Source organism: Bradyrhizobium sp. UFLA05-112 (assembly GCF_053572325.1).
Genome location: NZ_JBANBK010000028.1, coordinates 65,477 through 85,044, shown reverse-complemented (window position 1 = coordinate 85,044; position 19,568 = coordinate 65,477). Strand labels below are relative to the sequence as shown.

The following is a 19,568-nucleotide window of genomic DNA, read 5'->3' as shown; positions in this document are numbered from 1 at the left end:
CGTATGTCCTTCCAAGATTCCTTTGCCGCCGCCCGCGCCGCCGCGCTCGTCTTGTTTCTCGCTATCCTCGGCTGTGTCGCCGATACCGAGCCCAGCTTCGCCATAGCGGCCAGCGCAACGGTGCGGGACGGCAACTCGATCCAGCTCGGCGATGCGACTTACCGTCTCGACGGAGTCGATGCGCCGGAACTTGACCAGGTCTGCATCGACGACCACGCCGATCCCTGGACCTGCGGGCTCGAGGCGCGCGATCAGCTTGCAAAGCTGATCAACGGCCGCAACGTACGCTGCGACGATGTCGGGCCGGAGAAGAGCTTTGGCAAGCGTCACCGCGCCATCTGCACGGCCGAGGGCGACAAGACGAGCCTGAACGAGCAGCTCGTCGGCCTCGGCTTCGCCGTCGCGCGCGAGCCGATCAAGGCGAACGTCAAGCCGGCCGCCGCCGAGGCCCAGACGAATTCGGCCGGCATCTGGAAGGGCTGTTTTGTTGCACCGCAGGAATTCCGCACCGGCAAGAAGGACGGCACACTGCTCGGCGCCGCCTGCCGCGCCGACCGCGACAAGGAGATCCGCGCGGTGCTGTTTCCTGACGAGCTGACCATGCCGCCGAATTGCAGCATCAAGGGCAAGCTCGCGGTGCGCGCGCGCGTCACCGGCAATATCGGCATCTATCACTTGCGGGGCTGCCCGAGCTATCCGGCGACGACGAAGCCGGACCGCTGGTTCTGCTCGGAGGACGACGCGTTGGCCGCAGGCTTCCGCAAGGCGTACAATTGCCGCCGGCCGAAATGATCTGAGCGAGGGGGCGGCCTCTTACTGCATCCGCATGATCTGGTCCATCGCCGGCATGTTCTCATTCAAATGCGACATGATCCAGACCGAGCCGCCGACCACCAGGAAGACGATCAGGAGGCCGAACGCCAGCGCCAGCACATTGTTCGTGTTGTCGGGGCCGGTGGTGATGTGCAGGAAGAACACGAGATGCACGCCCATTTGCGCAATCGCCAGCACGATGATGGCGATTGGGATCGAGGGCTGCCAGACCAGGTTGGTGCCCGCGATGAAGAACGACGTCGCCGTCAAGAGCAGGGCAAGGACCAGGCCCACGACATAGCCGAGAATCCGCTCGCCGACGCTGTGTACCTCTTCCTCGCCGGGTGCGAGGTCATGTTCGACCGGCTGGTGCGTCAGATCGCTCATACGCCACTCCCAAGCAGGTAGACGACGGAAAAGACGGCGACCCAGATGATGTCGAGCGCGTGCCAGAACAGCGCAAAGCACATCATGCGGCGCAGGATGTCGGCGCGAAAGCCCTTGGCGAAGACCTGGGCCATCATCGTGAGCAGCCACAGCACCCCGGCCGAGACGTGCAGGCCGTGGCAGCCGACGAGCGAGAAGAAAGCGGTCAGGAACGCGCTGCGCGATGGTCCATAACCGCGGGAAACCAGGTCGGCGAATTCGCGGAACTCGATGCTGAGGAACGCAAGCCCCAGCACGCAGGTCACCGCCATGCCGAGGTAGAACCAGAGCCGGTTTCGGACGTCGGCTGCAATGCTCGCCATGCCGCATGTGAAGCTCGACAGCAGCAGGCAGACTGTCTCGATCGCCACGTTCCGCTGCTCGAAAATCTCCGAGCCCTTCGGGCCGTCGGCGGTTTGTCCGACCAGCACCGCATAGGCCGCGAAGAAGCAGGAGAACATCACGATGTCGGAGAGCAGGAAGACCCAGAAGCCATAGGCCGTCACAATTCGTTTCGACGCAGGTCCGGGATGCTCGACAACGAGTCCGATGTGATGGGGATCGGCATGCGCGTGGCCAACGGTCGCGGTCATCGCCATCAGACCACCCCCGCCATGCTGACGAGGTTGCGACGTTCCTCGATATTGATGCGATCGATGCGTGCGACTTCGGCCGCCGGAATGACGTATTCGTCATGGTCACGCCAGGCGAACACGACGAAGGTCGCCCACGCACCAATGACACCCAGAACGACCATCCACCAAATGTGCCAGATCAGCGCAAAGCCCATGATGGATGCAAAGAACGCGCAGACGAAGCCGGTCGGCGAATTCCGGGGCATCTCGATGTCCTCGTATTCAACCTCCTGGTGCTCGAACTGCTGCTGCTTGGCCTTCGCCTTCATCTCCCAATAGGCATCTTCGCCGCGCACATCGGGATGGAACGCGAAGTTGAACGCCGGCGGAGGCGACGACGTCGCCCACTCCAGCGACCTGCCATCCCAGGGATCGCCGGTACGGTCGCGGAGCTGCTCGCGGTTGCGGATGCTGACGACGAGCTGCATGACCTGGCAGGCCACCGCAACGCTCAGGAGCGCCATGCCGACCGCGGCCACGAGCATCCAGGGCCGCCACGCCGCAACGTCGTAATGCTGCATGCGCCGGGTCATGCCCAGCAGGCCCGCCGTATAGAGCGGGAGGAAGGTAACGTAGAAGCCGACGAACGTGAACCAGAACGCCGCCTTGCCCCAGGCCTCGTCGAGGCGGAAGCCGAACGCTTTCGGAAACCAGTAGGTGAACCCGGCGAAGGCACCGAACAGCACGCCGCCGATGATGACGTGGTGGAAGTGCGCCACCAGGAACAGGCTGTTGTGCAGGAGAAAGTCGGCCGGCGGCACCGCGACCAGGACTCCGGTGAGGCCGCCGGTGATGAACGTCACCATGAAGCCGACCGACCACAGCATCGGAGTCGTGAAGCGGATACGGCCGCCATACATGGTGAACAGCCAATTGTAGATCTTCACGCCGGTGGGCACCGCAATGATCATGCTGGCGATGCCAAAGACCGCATTGACGGTCGGCCCCGCACCCATCGTGAAGAAGTGATGCAGCCACACCATGAAGGAGATGACGCAGATCGCCATGGTGGCGAGCACCATGGAGCGATAGCCGAACAGCGGTTTTCCGGAGAAAGTCGACACCACTTCCGAGAAGATGCCGAAGGCCGGCAGCACGAGGATGTAGACCTCGGGATGGCCCCAGGCCCAGATCAGATTCATGAACATCATGACGTTGCCGCCGGCTTCGTTGGTGAAGAAATGGAAGCCGAGGTAGCGATCGAGCAGGAGCATGGCGAGCGTCGCCGTGAGGATCGGGAACGCCGCGACGATCAGCAGGTTCGAGGCAAGCGTCGTCCAGCAGAACATCGGCATGCGCAGATAGTTCATGCCCCGGGTGCGCAGCTTCAGAACCGTGGTGACCAGATTGATGCCGGCGACCAGCGTCCCCACGCCGGATATCTGCAAAGACCAGGCATAATAGTCGACGCCGACGCCCGGCGAGTAGGTCAGCTCCGACAGCGGCGGAAATGCGAGCCATCCGGTGCGCGCGAACTCGCCGACCACGAGAGAGAGGTTGACTAGCAGCGCACCGGTGGCTGTCAGCCAGAAGCCGACCGAATTGAGGGTCGGAAAGGCGACGTCGCGCACGCCGAGCTGCAAGGGCACCACGAGGTTCATCAGACCGATCACGAACGGCATCGCCACGAAGAAGATCATGATGGTGCCATGGGCAGAGAAGATCTGGTTGTAGTGCTCCGGCGGCAGATAGCCCTGCGACTGGTAGGAGACCGCCTGCTGGATCCGCATCATGATGGCGTCGCTGCCGCCGCGCAGCAACATCACGGAGGCAAGCAGGACGTACATGACGCCGATGCGCTTGTGGTCGACGCTGGTGATCCATTCGTGCCAGAGATAGGGCAGATATCCCTTGACCACGACCCAGACCAGCACCGCGAGGATCGCAACCAGCACGACCCCGCCCGCGACAAGCGGAATCGGCTGGTCGAACGGGATCGCAGACCAATCGAGCTTACCGAGCATCGTGATCTCCACTATGCGGCCGCGAGGCATTCGAGGTCAGTTGCGGGCCTGGCCCCGGCGGGATGTGCTGGGTTGCGATCATGTCGAACAGGCGGGGATCTTCGAGCCGATAGATCGGCCTGCCGCGCTCGACGGACTGTTGCATCAGCTTCTTGTAGCTATCCTCGTTCAGCACCTGATCGGTCTTGGCTGTGCTCGCCACCCAGTCCGGAAAAGTGAGCGGCGAGATCACGTTGACGTCAAACATCATCTCCGGAAAACCATCGCCGGAGAAATGCGCCGACAGGCCCTGGAGCTTGCCCTCATTGTCGGCACGCAGATTGAGTCGCGTCACCATGCCGTTCATGGTGTAGATCATGCTGCCGAGCTGCGGGATGAAGAACACGTTCATCACGCTCGACGACGTGAGCTGGAAGTTCAGCTCGGCGCCTGCTGGGACCGTCAGCGAATTGACCGTCGCAATGCGCTGATCGGGATAGATGAAGAGCCATTTCCAGTCGAGCGACACCGCCTGGATGCGCACCGGGCTGCCGGTCCCGGGCACTGGCGCTCGGGGATCGAGCTGATGCGACCCGATCCAGGCGACGCCGCCGAGCAGGATGATGGTGAGCGCCGGGATCGCCCACACCACCATCTCGACGCGGCCTGAATAGACGAAGTCGGGTTGATACTTCGCCTGCGGATTGGAGGCGCGAAACCACCAGGCGAAGGCGAGGATGGCGACGATCGTCGGCACCACGATCGTCAGCATGATGAAAACGGAATCGACGAGAATCGTACTGTTGGCGACAGCAACAGGCCCTTGTGGATCGAGCAGATTCATCGGCAAGCCACTGGCGGTTGGGGAAGCCCCTAACGAGAGCCTAGCGCGGAATGGTACCGGCAACAAACGTCATTCGCGTGACCGGGTTCCGGCGCAATCACAGGTCATCGCGCGTCCGCACACTTTGGCTTGTTCAACGGAGCCATGCAGGTTTTGCGGGACATGGCGCGTTGCACGCGGGCATGCGGCGCAGCGCTGATCTTCTCCGATCCCTGGACGATTGCTATCGTGATGAAAAAGCAGGGAGAAAACGTCATGCGCTTGAAGAACAAGGTCGCCATCGTGGTGGGAGCCGGGCAGAGCCCCGGCGAGGGCATGGGCAATGGCCGCGCCACCGCGCTGACCTTCGCACGCGAGGGCGCGAAGGTCGTCTGCGTCGATCACAATCTCGAATCGGCACAGGAGACCGTCGCGATGATCGCGGCGCAGCAGGGCACGGCCAACGCCTTCAAGGCCGATGTGACCAGGACAGACGACATCAAGGCGATCGTGGCGGACGCGCAGGCGCGCTGGGGGCGGATCGATATCCTGCACAACAACGTCGGCGTCAGCCTCGGCGGCGGCGACGCCGAACTCCTGAAGCTGACCGAAGAGGCATTCGACCGCGTGGTCGCCATCAATCTGAAGAGCTGCATCCTTGCGGCAAAGGAGGTGATCCCGATCATGCGGACGCAAAGAAGCGGCGCGATCATCAACATCTCCTCGATGGCCGCGATCACCACCTATCCCTACGTCGCCTACAAGGCGACAAAGTCGGCGATGATCGCCTTCACCGAGCAACTCGCCTACCAGAACGCCGAATACGGCATCCGCGCCAACGTCATCCTGCCGGGCCTGATGAACACGCCGATGGCCGTCGACACCCGCGCCCGCGAATGGCACAAGACCCGCGCCGAAGTCGAAGCCGAGCGCGACAGCAAGGTGCCACTGCGCAGGAAAATGGGTACGGCATGGGACGTGGCGAATGCCGCGCTGTTCCTCGCCTCGGATGAAGCGAACTTCATCACCGGCGTGACGCTGCCGGTTGACGGCGGCGCGAGCGTGATCAGGGGGTAAGCTGAAACAAGCACGCTGTTCCTTCCCTTGCGGGAGAGGGTGCAGTGTCATCGCGCCGCGAATGTCATTGCGGCGTGTGAGTCACGCGCCAGATGGTGCCGTTGCCGTCTTCCGAGATCAGCAGCGCGCCGTCTTTCGCAACGGCAACACCGACCGGCCGTCCCCAGACGTCGTTGTCGTTGACGACGAAGCCGGTGACGAAATCCTCGTACTCGCCCGTCGGCTTGCCGTCCCTCATCCGGATACGGATCACCTTGTAGCCGGTGCGCTTGGACCTGTTCCATGAGCCATGCTCGGCGGCGAAGGCGTCGCCTTGATACTCGGCCGGGAAATTGCTGCCCTGATAGAAGGTCATGCCGAGCGACGCGGAATGCGACTGGAGCAGCACGTCGGGAATCGTGATCTTGTCCTTCAGGTCCGGCCGCGCGCCGGCGTGGCGCGGGTCTTGGTTGGCGCCGATATAGAACCACGGCCAGCCGTAAAACGCGCCTTCCCGCACGCTCGTGACGTAATCCGGCGCGAGATCGTCGCCGAGGCCGTCGCGCTCGTTGGTCGAGCACCAGGGCAGACCGCTCTGCGGCTCAATGGCAAGGCCGACGCAGTTACGGATGCCGGTGGCGTAGAGCTTTCTGTTCTTGCCGTCCGCATCGAAGGCCAGCACCGCTGCGCGCTCGGTCTCGTAGCCCCAGGACGCACCGAGAGCTTGCGCGCGTGACCATGCCTCGATGCCGCCGGGCGGATTGCCCATGCCTTCGCCGGCATTGCCGGCCGAGCCGACCGAGACGAACATCCGCTTGTTATCCGGCGTGAAGACGATGTCGCGGGTGGAATGGCCGGTGCCGTGCGCGAGGTTCGCGACCACCGCCTCGGGCTTGCCGGATGCCTTGAGATCGCCGCTGCGATAGGCGAAGCGGACGACGCTGTCGGTGTTGGCGACATAGACCCATTGCGGATTGTCGCCGTTCGGGAAGAAGGCGATGCCGAACGGACGGTTCAGCCCGCTGGCAAAGATCTCATTCGCCACGATCTTCGCGCCGTCCGCACGCAGCACGCGGATGCGCCCTGCCCGCGTCTCCGCGACGAAGATGTCGCCATTCGGCGCAACGCGCACGATGCGGGGGCCGGAAAGGCCCTCGGCCAGCAGCTCGATCTTGAAACCATCTGGCACGACCGGCGTCGCTTCGGCGGGCCGCGCCACCACGGACGACGTATTGGCGACCGATCGCGACGCGCCCGGCGCAGGAAGATCCTGCGGCCGGATCAACCTGACGGTGCCGGGCTTGTCGGATTGCCAGCTTCCGAAGGCCTCCTTGCCTTGCAGCACTGGTTCAGCCGACGCGGTCGTGCCGATGACAGCCGCGAGCAATGCGGATGTCAATGCGGGCCTGGCCGGGCGTCCAAGATGCTTCGTCACGAGTTCCTCCGCAGCCTTCGAGTGCCGAATCGCACATCAGCTCATGCCCGCAGGATGTGCAATGCGTAATGCCGTCCTGCTGGAAAATCTCGGCGATCGGTGCGACACATTGTAAGGGCGCGGCCGCCGGTTGCGGTCATCAAAGCTGCGGCATCGACGTCGCGACGGATGGGGTAAGCATGTGGGGATCCATCATCTCGGAATGGGCGAGCCTGCTCCTGCGCTGGCTGCATGTGGTGGCGGCGATCGCATGGATCGGCAGCTCCTTCTATTTCATCCATCTCGATCTCAGCCTGAAGCCGAAGCGCGACCTGCCTGATGGCGTGCAGGGCGAAGCCTGGCAGGTGCACGGCGGCGGCTTCTACCGGATCATGAAATATCTGGTGGCACCAAGCCAGATGCCGGAGGAGCTCACCTGGTTCAAATGGGAAGCCTATACCACCTGGCTCTCCGGCTTCGCGCTGATGGTGGTGGTCTATTATCTCGATGCCGATCTCTTCCTGGTCGACAAGTCGATCCTCGACCTCACGCCGATCCAGGCAGGCCTGTTCAGCTTCTGCAGCCTCGCACTCGCCTGGCTGCTATACGAGATCGCCTGCCGCACGGGCCTTGCCCAGCGCGAGCTCGGCTTTGCGATCGGTGGCTATTTGTTCCTGGTCGCGCTGACCTACGCCTTCACCCACGTCCTGAGCGGGCGCGGCGCGTTCAACCAGATCGGCGCGATCATCGGCACCATCATGGTCGCCAACGTCTTTGCGGTGATCATCCCGAACCAGAAGAAGATCGTAGCTAGCCTGATCGCGGGGCAATCGCCCGACCCGAAGCTCGGCAAGACCAGCAAGGAGCGCTCGGTCCACAACAACTATCTGACGCTCCCCGTCGTCGTACTGATGATCAGCAACCACTATCCCCTGCTCTACGCAACGCGCTTCAACTGGATCATCGTCGCGATCGTGCTGGCGCTGGGGCCGGTGATCCGGCACTTCTTCAATGAGCGTCACGCTGGACGCAAATCGCCGTGGTGGGTGTGGGGCGTGGCGGCAGCCGGCGTGATCGCGATCGGCCTTCTCTCCGCTGCCGGCCCGCGCGAGGTGAAGACCGGCGCGCTTGCCGCGCAGCCGACGCTTGCCGATGTCGAGGAAATCGTGATGTCCCGCTGCAGCATGTGCCATGCCGCAGAGCCCGTGTGGGCCGGCATCGTCACCGCGCCAAAGGGCATCCTGCTCGATGCACCCCAGCATATCCAGCGCAACATCAGGTTGATCGGACGCGTCGCTGCATGGTCGAGCGCGATGCCGCCGGGTAACATCACGGAAATGACCGGCGAGGAACGCGCCGTGCTGGCCGCCTATATCACGCAGGCCGAACGCTGACGCCAAATCGCTGTGACGCGTCCATGCGATCTTTTGCGGAAGGATATTCCGCAATCGCAGACCATTTCAAAATGACTTGAGCGCTGCTCCGGCGTAGATAGGGAAACCCTGCGGCCGCTCGCTCCGGCCCGCAAGTCGTTTTTGGAGACGTCGTATGGATTTGACCCGCCTGGAAATCAACCGCCGCACGGCGCTCCTGACCTCGGCGGCAATCGCCGCCAACGTCATCAACCCGATGCGGGCGTTTGCGCAGGAGACCCCGAAGAAGGGCGGCGTGTTCAACGTCCATTACAATGCCGAACAGCGCCAGCTCAATCCGAGCATCCAGGCGTCCACCGGCGTCTACATCATCAGCGGCAAGATACAGGAAAGCCTGGTCGATCTAGATGCCGACGGCAAGCCGGTCGGCGTGCTCGCCGAGAGCTGGGAGTCCTCGCCCGACGGCAAGACCATCACGTTCAGGCTGCGCAAGGGAATCACCTGGCACGACGGCAAGCCTTTCACATCCGAAGACGTCGCGTTCACCGCGATGAACATGTGGAAGAAGATCTTGAACTACGGCTCGACGCTGCAGCTCTTCCTCACCGCCGTCGATACGCCGGATCCACAGACGGCCGTATTCCGCTACGAGCGGCCGATGCCGCTGAACCTCTTGCTCCGGGCGCTGCCCGATCTCGGCTACATCTCCGCGAAGCATCTCTATGAGAGCGGCGACATCAGGCAGAATCCGATCAATCTCGCACCGATTGGCACGGGCCCGTTCAAGTTCGTCAAATATGAGCGCGGCCAGTACATCATCGCCGACCGCAACCCCGACTACTGGCGACCCAACGCGCCCTATCTCGACCGCATCGTCTGGAAAGTGATCACCGATCGTTCAGCTGCCGCAGCCCAGCTCGAAGCCGGTGAACTGCAATACTCCCCGTTCTCGAGCCTGACGATCTCCGACATGGCGCGATTGGCGAAGGACAAGCGCTTCATCGTCACCACCAAGGGCAACGAAGGCAACGCGCGCACCAACACCATCGAGTTCAACTTCCGCCGCAAGGAATTGTCCGACATCCGCGTGCGCCGCGCGATCGCGCATGCGATCGACGTGCCCTTCTTCATCGACAACTTCCTGGGCGATTTTGCCAAGCTCGGCACGGGTCCGATTCCGTCGACCTCGACCGACTTCTATCCCGGCGCAGGCACGCCGCAATATCCGTTCGACAAGGCCAAGGCGGCCGCGCTTCTTGATGAGGCCGGTTACAAGGCCGGCGCCGGCGGCGCGCGCTTCTCGCTGAAACTGCTGCCGGCACCGTGGGGCGAGGACATCTCGCTTTGGTCGACCTTCATCCAGCAGTCGCTGAAGGATGTCGGCATCACCGTCGACATCGTGCGCAATGACGGTGGCGGCTTCCTCAAGCAGGTCTATGACGAGCACGCCTTCGATCTTGCCACCGGCTGGCATCAATATCGTAACGACCCCGCCGTCTCGACCACGGTGTGGTACCGCTCGGGGCAGCCCAAGGGCGCGCCCTGGACCAACCAGTGGGACTGGGAGGACAAGCAGGTCGACCAGACCATCGACAATGCGCTGACCGAGCTCGATCCCGCCAAGCGCAAGGCGCTCTATGCCGAGTTCGTCAAGGAGGTGAACACGGAGCTGCCGGTCTGGATGCCGATCGAGCAGATCTTCGTCACCGTGATCACGGCCAAGGCCCGCAACCACTCCAACACCCCGCGCTGGGGCTCGTCGAGCTGGCACGATCTTTGGCTTTCCGCGTGATCCGTTTTTCGTCAAGATGATGCCATGCGCATCATAGGCCTTGCGGGGCGGCGGCTCGCCGCCTCGATCCCGACACTGTTCCTGATCCTGATCGGCGTCTTCCTGCTGCTGCAGCTCGCACCGGGAGACACCGTCGACGCGCTGATGGCGCAGATGGGCGGCGGCGACGCCGCGACCGCGCGCGAGCTGCGCAAATTCTACGGGCTCGACCTGTCGATCCCGGCGCAGCTCGCCAACTATCTCTGGCACCTGGTGCGGCTCGATCTCGGCTTCTCCTCGATCTACGGCAAGCCGGTCGCGACCGTGATCATGGAACGGCTGCCGCCGACCATCCTCTTGATGACGGCATCGCTGTCCTTCGCGTTCTTCTTTGGCCTGGTGTTCGGCGTGATCGCCTCGCGTGCCGTCAACAAATGGCCGGATACGCTGATCTCGACGCTGGGCCTGATCTTCTACGCCACGCCATCGTTCTGGTTCGGCCTCATGGCTATCGTCGTGTTCTCGATCTATCTGCAATGGCTTCCCGCCGGTGGATTCGAGGATATCGGCGAGGTGCGGACCGGCATCTTCCGGATCATCGATATCGCGCGACACCTCATCCTGCCGACGTTGACGCTCGGGCTGATCTTCCTTGCGATCTACCTGCGCATCATGCGTGCCTCGATGCTGGAGGTGCTGAACCTCGACTATGTCCGCACCGCGCGGGCCAAGGGCCTCGACGACACCCGCGTCGTCACGGGACACGTGCTGCGCAACGCGCTGCTGCCGATGGTGACGCTGATCGGCCTGCAGGCCGGCACCATGCTCGGCGGCTCGGTGGTCGTCGAAAGCGTATTCTCGCTGCCGGGCCTTGGGCGGCTCGCCTATGAATCCGTGATCCAGCGCGATCTCAACACGCTGCTCGGCATCGCCTTCGTCTCGGCGCTCTTGGTCATCGTCGTCAACTTCGTCGTTGATCTCCTCTACGCGCGGCTCGACCCGCGCATTTCGGCGGAGGGCTGAGATGAACGCCGCAAAGCGTTATTTCCGCAGCCCCGCGGCCGTGATCGGCCTCGTGCTCCTGCTCGCCGTGATCGCGATGGCGATCTCGGCCGGCGTGCTCTATCCGCGCGATCCCCTGGCACTCGCCGGCCGGCCGCTGGTGTGGCCGTTCACCAATCCGCGCTTCCCGCTCGGCACCGACAATTCGGGGCGCGATATCGCGGCACAGATATTCTATGGCGCGCGGATCTCGCTGCTGATCGGGGGCGTCGCCACCGTGATCGCCGTTGCGATCGGCACGCTGATCGGGGCGTTTGCCGGCTATTACGGGGGCTGGATCGACAATATCCTGATGCGGATCACCGAAGCCTTCCAGACGCTGCCGAATTTCGTGCTGCTCTTGGTGCTCGTCGCCGTGTTCGGTTCGACGCTGACGACGGTCACGATCGCGATCGGCATCGTGTCCTGGCCGGCGCCGGCGCGACTGACCCGCGCCGAATTCCTGTCGCTGCGCAACCGCGAATTCGTCCAGGCCGGGCGCACGCTCGGCATGAGGGACCTTCAGCTCATCCTCGGCGAGATCCTGCCCAACGCACTGCCGCCGGTGATCGTCTATGCCAGCGTGGTGATGGCGCTGTCGATCCTGCTGGAGAGCGCGCTCGCCTTCCTGCGGCTCTCCGATCCCAACGTGGCATCCTGGGGCAACCTCATCGGCCTCGGGCGCGACGTGCTGCGCGTGCAATGGTACGTCTCCGCCATTCCCGGCATCGCCATCCTCGTCACCGTGCTTGCGGTCTCGCTGGTCGGCCAGGGCCTGAACGACGCGCTCAATCCGAGGCTGAAGAGCCGATGAGTGAGCAGCCGGTCCTCTCACTGGAAGGCCTCAGCGTACGGCTGCCCAAGGGCGCCGATCGTACGCATGCGCTGAACGACGTGTCGCTGTCGATCGCCTCGAACGAGATCCTCTGCGTGGTCGGCGAATCCGGCTCCGGCAAGTCGATGATGGCCAATGCCATCATGCGACTGTTGCCGGGGGAAGTCAGGATCGAGGCCGGCCGGATGATATTCGACGGTCGCGACCTCTGCACGACCGATCCCGCCGTGATGCGCGAGGTGCGCGGCGCCGGCATCGCCATGATCTTCCAGGAGCCGATGACCGCGCTCAATCCCCTGCGCACCGTCGGCGACCAGATCGCAGAGATGTTCCGCATCCATACCGATCTCGCCAAGGCGGAGATCGGCGCGCGGGTGGTATCGCTGCTCGAAGACGTCCGCATCCCCGATCCGAAAGCTGCGGCCAAGGCCTATCCGCACGAGCTCTCCGGCGGCCAGCGCCAGCGCGCGATGATCGCGATGGCGCTGGCGCTCGACCCAAAGCTCCTGATCGCGGACGAGCCGACCACCGCACTCGACGTCACCACGCAGGCGCAGATCCTGAAGCTGATCCGCGATCTCCAGCAGCGCAAGAAGACGGCGGTGCTGTTCATCACCCACGATTTCGGCGTCGTCGCCGAGATCGCCGACCGCGTCGTGGTGATGCAGCACGGCAAGATCGTTGAGCAAGGCACGGCCGATGACGTGCTGAACCGCCCGACCCATCGTTACACGAAGCAGCTCATCGCCGCCGTCCCGCCGCTGACGGCGCCGCCGCCGCGGCCGCTGTCATCAGACAACGTCCTCAGCATCACCAAGGTCGCCAAGACCTATCGCACCGGCGGCTTTCTCGGCCGCGGTGCGCGCATCACCGCGGCGGTCAAGGATGCTTCGTTGACGCTGCCCAAGGGCGCGACGCTCGGCATTGTTGGCGAATCCGGCTCGGGCAAGTCGACGCTGGCACGCTGCATCGTGCGACTGATCGATCCCGACCATGGCGCGATCCTGCTCGACGGCAAGGATTGGGCGAAGCTGCCGCGCAACGAGATCCGCCGCGAGACCCGTCACATCCAGATGGTGTTCCAGGACCCCTTCGCGTCCCTCAATCCACGGCGCAAGGCCGCCGAGCTGGTCGCGCAGGGCCCGATCGTCCACGGCACGCCGCGCGCGACCGCGATGACTGAAGCCAGGGAGCTGTTCGCACTGGTCGGGCTCGATCCATCCGCCGGCGACCGCTTCCCGCACGAATTCTCCGGCGGCCAGCGCCAGCGCATCGGGCTCGCACGCGCGCTCGCGCTGAAGCCGGATGTGCTGATCGCGGACGAGCCGGTGTCCGCGCTCGACGTGTCCGTGCAGGCGCAGGTGTTGAAACTGCTCGGCGAATTGCGCGAACGGCTCGGGCTCTCGATCGTCTTCATCACCCACGATCTGCGCGTTGCCGCGCAGGTCTGCGACCTCGTCGCGGTCATGAAAGACGGCGAGATCGTCGAGCACGGGTTGGTGGCCGACGTGTTCGGCCGGCCGCAACATCCCTACACCAAGGCGCTGCTTGCCTCGGTCCCGGGCGGCGCGTTCGCACGGGGGCATCAGACGGCCGTGTAGCGTACTTGCGTCATTTGGCCGCGGCGCTTCAGCCCAATGCCGGCGCCGGAGCGGCCTTTCCGATGCGCGCGGTCTCCTCGGCCAAAGGCAGGGTGAACTGGAACGCCGCTCCCCGCGGTTCGTTCGCGCCGGCCCACATCTTCCCGCCATGCGCCTCGATGATCGAATGGCAGATGGCCAGCCCCATCCCCATGCCTTCAGACTTGGTGGTGTAGAACGGCTCGAACATGCGGCCCACGCTCTTCGGATCGAGCCCCGGGCCAGAATCCCGCACGCTGATGACGACGCCGTTCGTATCGTTCCTGCCGGTGGAGATGAACAGCTCGCGCGCGCCTTCGCGGACGTGGCTCATCGCCTCGACGGCATTGATGATCAGGTTGAGAACCACCTGCTGGAGCTGGACTCGGTCCGCTTGAACCGGCGGCAAGCCTTCGGCGAACTGCATCCGCACCGTGACGTCGTGCTTCAGCATTTCGCTGTGCGTCAAGGTCATGACCTCGCGCACCAGCTGATTGATCTCAAGGTCCTCCATCTGCGGCGGGGCGTTCTTGATGAGCGCACGGATCCGGCTGATGATCTCGCTGGCCCGCATGCCGTCGCTGATGATCCAGCCCAGCGTCTGCCCAACTTCGTCGAGGTTTGGCGGCCGGGCGCCGAGCCAGTTCAATCCAGCTCGCGCGTTCGCCACGGTAGCGGCGATCGGCTGGCTGATTTCATGCGCGATCGAGGCCGTCAGCTCGCCCATGGTCGTGACGCGGTTGGTGTGCGCGAGTTCCATCAGGGCCTCGCGGTAGCGCCGCTCGTTCTCTCGCGCCTCGGCCTCCACCCGCTTGAGTTCGCTGAGATCGAGAACGAAGCCGACGCCCTGGCTTCTGTTGTCTTCGAACATTGCCCCGCCGATCAGGACCGGCACACGGCTGCCGTCCTTGCGAAAATACTCCTTCTCGAACGGCTGGACGGTGCCGATCCGCTCGAGTTCGGCGACGTGCTGCGCGTCGTGGCCATGCCATTCGGTCGGTGTGAGCGTGGCGCGATGCAGACGGCCCGCGGCGAGGTCTTCGCGGTCATATCCGATGATCCGCAAGAACGCATCATTGGCCTCGAAAATGCGACCTTCGAGATCCCAGATGATGATTCCGATGATGTTGGAATCGAACAGCCGCCGGATCTTCCTGTCGCGCGCCAGGAGGTCGCTCTGGAGCTGGACGTTCTCCTCGGTCGCCATCCGCCGCCGTCTCGCCTCGATGCGCGCCAGCGCCAGTGCCGCACCGGCCAACGCGACGACGAAGACGACAGTCGCGATGGTGAGCCGGGTCCTCCGCTGCTCGAGCTCGTCAGCGGCTTTGTCGAGATCTACCTGGCGGAGCCGTTCCTGATCAACCATGAGGTCGATTTGCGACCGGATGTCCTCCATGCCTCGGATCATCGCCAGCGCCGCCAACCCGGATTCGCGCGCTGCCGTCTTGACGATGTCGTCGATCTCCTTGAGCTTCGCCGAAAGGGTCAAGGCAAGATGCTCGGCGCGCAGGCTCTGCAACGGGTCTTTCACGACGAGCGCCTGGAGCGCCTCGGCCTGCCGTCGCACGCTTTCGTCGGAGACGCCGTAAGCCTTCAGATAGGCGGGATCGAGGGTGAGCAGATAACCGTGCCTTTCGGCCTCCAGGTCGGCGATGATCGCCTTGAGACGATCGAACGTCTCGAACACGTTGCGGCTGTGCGCGAGCGAAACATTGAGCGCCTGCCGATCGCGCCAGTAGCTGTCTCTTATACACAATCTTCAGGAGCCTACGCCAGAGCATGGCTAGAATGATAGCATGAACCGGCCCGCATTGGAGAGCCGGAAACTCAATATTCTCCGCATGTTACTCCGGCTTCGGAGTTGATCATTCGGCTTTGACGAAGCCGGGGCGCGTCACAGGTTGTGTGTTGTGAACGACTGACCACAACGAGGAGCATCAACATGGCGCCAAGAGAAAAATCACAAAGCGACAAATCACAAAGCGAAAAACCGCAACGTGAGAACTCGTGTAACGGGCGAGCGCCGACCAGCCGGCGCAGCTTCATCAAGACATTGGGCATGGCAGGTGCCATCTTGCCGACCCTCACGGCGTGGCCGGGCAGCAGCCTCGCCGAGGAGGCCAGCGCGGTCTTTGCCAACGCCAAGATCGACTGGAAGCAATCTGCGGGGCAGACGATCTCGCTGATGGGCGCGATCCATCCATGGTCGAGCGCGATCGCGCCACTGCTGCCGGAGTTTACCAAGCTCACCGGCATCAAGGTCGTCACCGACTTCCAGCTTGAGACCACCTATTTGAGCGCGATCCCCGTTCTGCTCGCGCGCGGCGGCAATACGCCTGACGTTTTCATGTTCACGACCTATGGCCAAGGCATCTCGGGCGGATGGCTCGAGCCGCTCAACGCCCATTACGCGGACAAGTCGCTGACCGATCCCGCCTGGTATGACGAGAGCGATCTCCTCAAGACCGCGCGCGCCTTTCCGGTGTGGTCCGACGGCGAGCGCTACGCCGTTCCCATCACCTCCGAGGCGATGACCCTGTTCATCAACACCGATGCGCTGGCGGCCAAGAACCTGCCGGTGCCGCAGACCTTCGACGAGTTGTTCGCGACCGCCAAGGCGGTCAAGAGCAGCGATATGGCTGGAATTGCGATGCGGGCGCAAGCCGGGGGCAATTCGACCCCGCCGGCGATGGGTTTCGTGTTTTCCTACGGCGGGTCCATGGTCAACAAGGATGGCACCGCGGCCTTCGGCAGCGCCGAGGCGATCGAGGCCATCGACATGTATGCGCGGCTGCTCAGCCAGGCAGGACCTGCCAATGTGGGCACCTATGAGTGGTACCAGGTGCTCGACGATTTCCTCCAAGCGAGAACCGCAATGGCGATCGACAGCAGCAACTTCGCCACCGACATCTCCAATCCGGGGAAGAGCCGCGTCGCCAGGCAAGCGGGGTTCGCACCCTTCCCGCACCTTCCCGGCAAGACGCCCGTCCCCTTCATGTCGCACTGGCAGGCCTGCGTGAATTCAAAGTCGCAGAACAAGCGGGCCGCGTTCCTGTTCCTGCTCTGGGCGACGAGCAGGCCGACCTCGCTGCAAACCGCTGCTGCCGGGCTTGCGACAACTCGCGTCTCCGCCTGGTCGAGCCAGGCCTTCAAGGATGCGTTCGGCGCGCAGGCCGCCGAGGCCGCGCTGGCGAACCTGCAGGACGCCGATGTCGAGCGCGCCAAGGCGATCCTGTTCCATCCGCAACAGCGGCGCCTCCTCGACGCCTTCATGATCGGCGTCAATGAAGTGGTCTCCGGCAACAAGACGGCGAAGGCGGTGATGCCTGTCGCCGCCGAACGCGCGAATGCGGCGATCCGCGGATAGCAGCCGCAACGAAAGTGGCGCGCTCCAGCTCTTCATTTGCGCATGATCTTTTCGGAAAGCCGCTGCACACTTTTCCGGATCATGCTTTTAGATCTCGCGCGCGTCGCGGCGCCGGTAGACCAGCAGCATCAGCGGCGCGAGCTTGCGCATCAGACCGTGCGCCGGGATCGGCACCGGATTGGTGAACGGCAGTGCGAGCTCGCTGTCCGGCACGCCACGCACGGCTTTGGCGAGCTGGTCGCCGAGCGGGATCGTCAGTGCCACCGCGCGGCCGTTGCAGCCGGTCCAGCCATACGCATCCGGCCCGAGCCTGTGGATCCGCGGCAAAAAATCCGAGGTCATGCCGACGTAGCCGTTCCAGACATAGTCGAAGCTGACCTCACCGATCTGCGGCCAGAGCCGCTGCAAACGCTCGGTGACGCGCGCCTTCAGCCGCCCCGCCTTGTTGCCGGGCCCGATCACCGCACCGCCGGTGACGAGGCGATTGCGCGCGTCGTAACGGGCAAAATAAAGTTCGCCGTGGGTATCCGACATCGCCTGCCGCGCGGGGATGATGGTCTTCCTGGCATTGTCCGAGAGCGGCTGCGTCGCCATCTGCCAGGACAGCACCGGCATCACCTCATGCGCGATGTCGGGCACGAGTCGCTTGGAGAACTCGCCGCTATAGGCATTGGTCGCCATCACCAGTGCACGGCCGGAAATCTCACCCTTCTCCGTCTTCACCACCCATCTGTCGTTGCGCCGCTCAAAACTCACGGCCGGGGAGCGTGCGTAGATGCGCGCGCCGAGGCCGAGGACGCTGCGCGCCAGTCCGCGCGCCAGCGCCAGCGGATTGATGTGGCCGCCGGTGCTGTTCCAGAAGCCGCCATACCAGGCATCCGAGCCCAGCATGTCCCTCACCTGCTCGCGCGACAGCAGTTCGACGGGCGCGCCGAATTTCGACCATTGCCGCACCCGCCGCTCCGCGATCTTGATGCGGCCCGGCGAATGCACCGGCTGCACCCAGCCGGCCTGCTCCTGCTCGGCCTCGATACCGTAACGCCGCGCCACGTCGAACAACGCCGATGCGCTGTCGCGCAACAGGTGGACGAAACGCTCGCCCACCGCGCCGTGTCGCGCGATGATGTCCTCGGGATCGGGGCGCGACAAAGTCGGGATCACCTGGCCGTTGTTGCGGCCGGAGGCGCCCCAGCCCGGCTCGGCCGCCTCCACGATCGCGACGTCGACACCGGCTTCGCGCAAGTGCAACGCCGTAGACAGCCCCGTGAAGCCGCCGCCGACCACGACCACATCCGCCTTCTCAGCTCCAATCAGCTCCGGCAATTCGGGCCCCCGCGGCGTGACCGCGGCCCACAGCGAATGCGGCCAGGCGACGGATGAACCACTCATCATCAATCTTTCCAAATTGTCCCAAGCGCCACGAGATACCGCATCTGCGGCTGTCGCAGTTGACAGCCGCTTGCAGGTGCGTTGTCGTCCTCCGCAGCCTAATCCACCCATTCATGCCGAGGAAATCAAGTGGCCCTCAAAAACGTCATCGGAATCGACCACGCCGTGGTCATGGTGAAGGATCTCGACAAGGCCGCGGAAAACTACAAGCGGCTCGGCTTCACCGTCTCGCCGCGCGGCACTCACAGCGCACATATGGGATCGGGCAATTACACCATCATGTTCGACCCCGACTATATGGAATTGCTCGGAGTGCTCGCGCCGACAGAACAGAATGCTCCGGCACGCGCCTTTCTCGAAAAGCGCGGCGACGGCATCGAGCGCATCGCCTTTACCGCGGTCGATTCCACGGCCGGCGCGGAGGAGATCCGCGCGCACGGATTTCCACCGGTCGGCCCGGTTGACTTCGAGCGGCCGGTGACGCTGCCAAACGGCACTGTGTCGGCGGCGAAATTCCGCGTCTTCCAGTGGCCCGTCGCGGAAGCGCCGGGCGGCGTGCGCATCTTCGCCTGCCAGCACAAGACACGCGAGACGGTATGGATTCCCGAACTGATGACGCACCCCAACGGAGCGAAGCGGTTGAAGCAGGTGCTGATTGCAAGCCCCGAACCCGCAAAGGACGCCGCGCACCTGTCACGCCTGATCGACCGCGAGCCAAAAGCAGAAGCCGACGGCGCGGCGACCGTGCCCTCCGGCGGCGACCGCGCCGACTTCGTGTTCTTGACGCTCGACCAGCTCGGGAAGCGCTATCCTGGCGTTCCGCTCGCAGGTCTTGCCGAACGCGGTGGTGCAGCACTTGTGCTGGTCAGCGGCGATCTCGCGGCGACCGAGAAGGCCCTCGGTGCAGCCGCCATGCGCAGCGGCGCTGCGATCTGCGTAGCGCCGGCCGCCGCCAACGGTACCTTGCTCGCCTTCGTTGCCGGCTGATTTGAAGTAATTCTTTAGCATGCGTTTACTCCGGGGGCCTTAGGGTCCCCGGCAGATCAAGCCGCAGGGCTCACGC

General features: G+C 64.0%; 16 protein-coding genes. 9 read left to right on the top strand and 7 right to left on the bottom strand.

Going from position 1 to position 19,568, the window contains the following annotated elements:
- The first annotated feature begins 3 nt into the window (after positions 1-3).
- A complete protein-coding gene (locus SO180_RS18395) occupies positions 4-792 on the top strand; it encodes a thermonuclease family protein (protein ID WP_449380251.1) in 789 nt (262 codons plus the stop codon).
- A 21-nt stretch (positions 793-813) separates the two neighbouring features.
- On the opposite strand, the gene cyoD is transcribed toward SO180_RS18395, so the two are convergent.
- Genes cyoD through SO180_RS18375 form a run of 4 tightly spaced genes read right to left on the bottom strand, consistent with a single transcriptional unit; the run spans position 814 to position 4,661 of the window.
- Positions 814-1,200, bottom strand: a complete 387-nt coding sequence (gene cyoD, locus SO180_RS18390; protein ID WP_449380250.1) for a cytochrome o ubiquinol oxidase subunit IV — start codon at positions 1,198-1,200, stop codon at positions 814-816.
- Entirely contained in the window at positions 1,197-1,838 is a 642-nt protein-coding gene (locus tag SO180_RS18385; protein WP_449380249.1) for a cytochrome (ubi)quinol oxidase subunit III, read from the bottom strand. The genes cyoD and SO180_RS18385 overlap by 4 nt, the downstream gene beginning before the upstream one ends.
- Positions 1,838-3,838, bottom strand: coding sequence for a cytochrome o ubiquinol oxidase subunit I (gene cyoB / locus SO180_RS18380; protein WP_449380248.1), 2,001 nt, complete (start codon positions 3,836-3,838; stop codon positions 1,838-1,840). Before cyoB ends, SO180_RS18385 begins: the two co-directional genes overlap by 1 nt.
- Positions 3,828-4,661, bottom strand: coding sequence for a cytochrome ubiquinol oxidase subunit II family protein (locus SO180_RS18375; RefSeq protein WP_449380247.1), 834 nt, complete (start codon positions 4,659-4,661; stop codon positions 3,828-3,830). Before SO180_RS18375 ends, cyoB begins: the two co-directional genes overlap by 11 nt.
- Before the next feature lie 255 nt (positions 4,662-4,916).
- On the opposite strand from SO180_RS18375, the gene SO180_RS18370 reads away from it, so the two are divergent.
- Positions 4,917-5,717, top strand: a complete 801-nt coding sequence (locus tag SO180_RS18370) for an SDR family NAD(P)-dependent oxidoreductase (protein ID WP_449380246.1) — start codon at positions 4,917-4,919, stop codon at positions 5,715-5,717.
- 64 nt (positions 5,718-5,781) lie between these two features.
- Here SO180_RS18370 and SO180_RS18365 read toward each other — a convergent pair whose 3' ends face one another.
- Positions 5,782-7,095 carry a PQQ-dependent sugar dehydrogenase gene (locus SO180_RS18365; RefSeq protein WP_449380261.1) on the bottom strand — a complete coding sequence of 438 codons (1,314 nt, stop codon included), beginning with the start codon at positions 7,093-7,095 and terminating at the stop codon, positions 5,782-5,784.
- 215 nt (positions 7,096-7,310) lie between these two features.
- Between SO180_RS18365 and SO180_RS18360 the strand changes: the two genes are divergently transcribed.
- The 5 genes from SO180_RS18360 to SO180_RS18340 all read left to right on the top strand — a co-directional run bounded on the left by SO180_RS18360 (position 7,311) and on the right by SO180_RS18340 (position 13,731).
- On the top strand, positions 7,311-8,504 hold the full coding sequence (locus SO180_RS18360) for a urate hydroxylase PuuD (protein WP_449380245.1): 1,194 nt from the start codon (positions 7,311-7,313) through the stop codon (positions 8,502-8,504).
- 154 nt (positions 8,505-8,658) lie between these two features.
- Positions 8,659-10,275 carry an ABC transporter substrate-binding protein gene (locus tag SO180_RS18355; RefSeq protein WP_449380244.1) on the top strand — a complete coding sequence of 539 codons (1,617 nt, stop codon included), beginning with the start codon at positions 8,659-8,661 and terminating at the stop codon, positions 10,273-10,275.
- Positions 10,276-10,299: 24 nt separating this feature from the next.
- On the top strand, positions 10,300-11,277 hold the full coding sequence (locus SO180_RS18350; protein WP_449380243.1) for an ABC transporter permease: 978 nt from the start codon (positions 10,300-10,302) through the stop codon (positions 11,275-11,277).
- A 1-nt stretch (position 11,278) separates the two neighbouring features.
- Positions 11,279-12,109, top strand: a complete 831-nt coding sequence (locus SO180_RS18345) for an ABC transporter permease (RefSeq protein ID WP_449380242.1) — start codon at positions 11,279-11,281, stop codon at positions 12,107-12,109.
- On the top strand, positions 12,106-13,731 hold the full coding sequence (locus tag SO180_RS18340; RefSeq protein ID WP_449380241.1) for an ABC transporter ATP-binding protein: 1,626 nt from the start codon (positions 12,106-12,108) through the stop codon (positions 13,729-13,731). Before SO180_RS18345 ends, SO180_RS18340 begins: the two co-directional genes overlap by 4 nt.
- A gap of 28 nt (positions 13,732-13,759) precedes the next feature.
- Here the strand turns inward: SO180_RS18340 and SO180_RS18335 are convergent, their stop codons facing one another.
- Positions 13,760-15,505 (bottom strand): ATP-binding protein, encoded by a 1,746-nt coding sequence (locus SO180_RS18335; RefSeq protein ID WP_449380240.1) that lies wholly within the window; start codon positions 15,503-15,505, stop codon positions 13,760-13,762.
- 186 nt (positions 15,506-15,691) lie between these two features.
- Here SO180_RS18335 and SO180_RS18330 point away from each other — a divergent pair, with 186 nt between their 5' ends.
- Complete coding sequence (locus SO180_RS18330; protein WP_449380239.1) at positions 15,692-17,116, top strand: ABC transporter substrate-binding protein; 1,425 nt, start codon at positions 15,692-15,694, stop codon at positions 17,114-17,116.
- An 87-nt stretch (positions 17,117-17,203) separates the two neighbouring features.
- On the opposite strand, the gene SO180_RS18325 is transcribed toward SO180_RS18330, so the two are convergent.
- On the bottom strand, positions 17,204-18,505 hold the full coding sequence (locus tag SO180_RS18325; RefSeq protein ID WP_449380238.1) for an NAD(P)/FAD-dependent oxidoreductase: 1,302 nt from the start codon (positions 18,503-18,505) through the stop codon (positions 17,204-17,206).
- 129 nt (positions 18,506-18,634) lie between these two features.
- Here SO180_RS18325 and SO180_RS18320 point away from each other — a divergent pair, with 129 nt between their 5' ends.
- Positions 18,635-19,492 carry a VOC family protein gene (locus SO180_RS18320; RefSeq protein ID WP_449380237.1) on the top strand — a complete coding sequence of 286 codons (858 nt, stop codon included), beginning with the start codon at positions 18,635-18,637 and terminating at the stop codon, positions 19,490-19,492.
- The last annotated feature ends 76 nt before the right edge of the window (positions 19,493-19,568 follow it).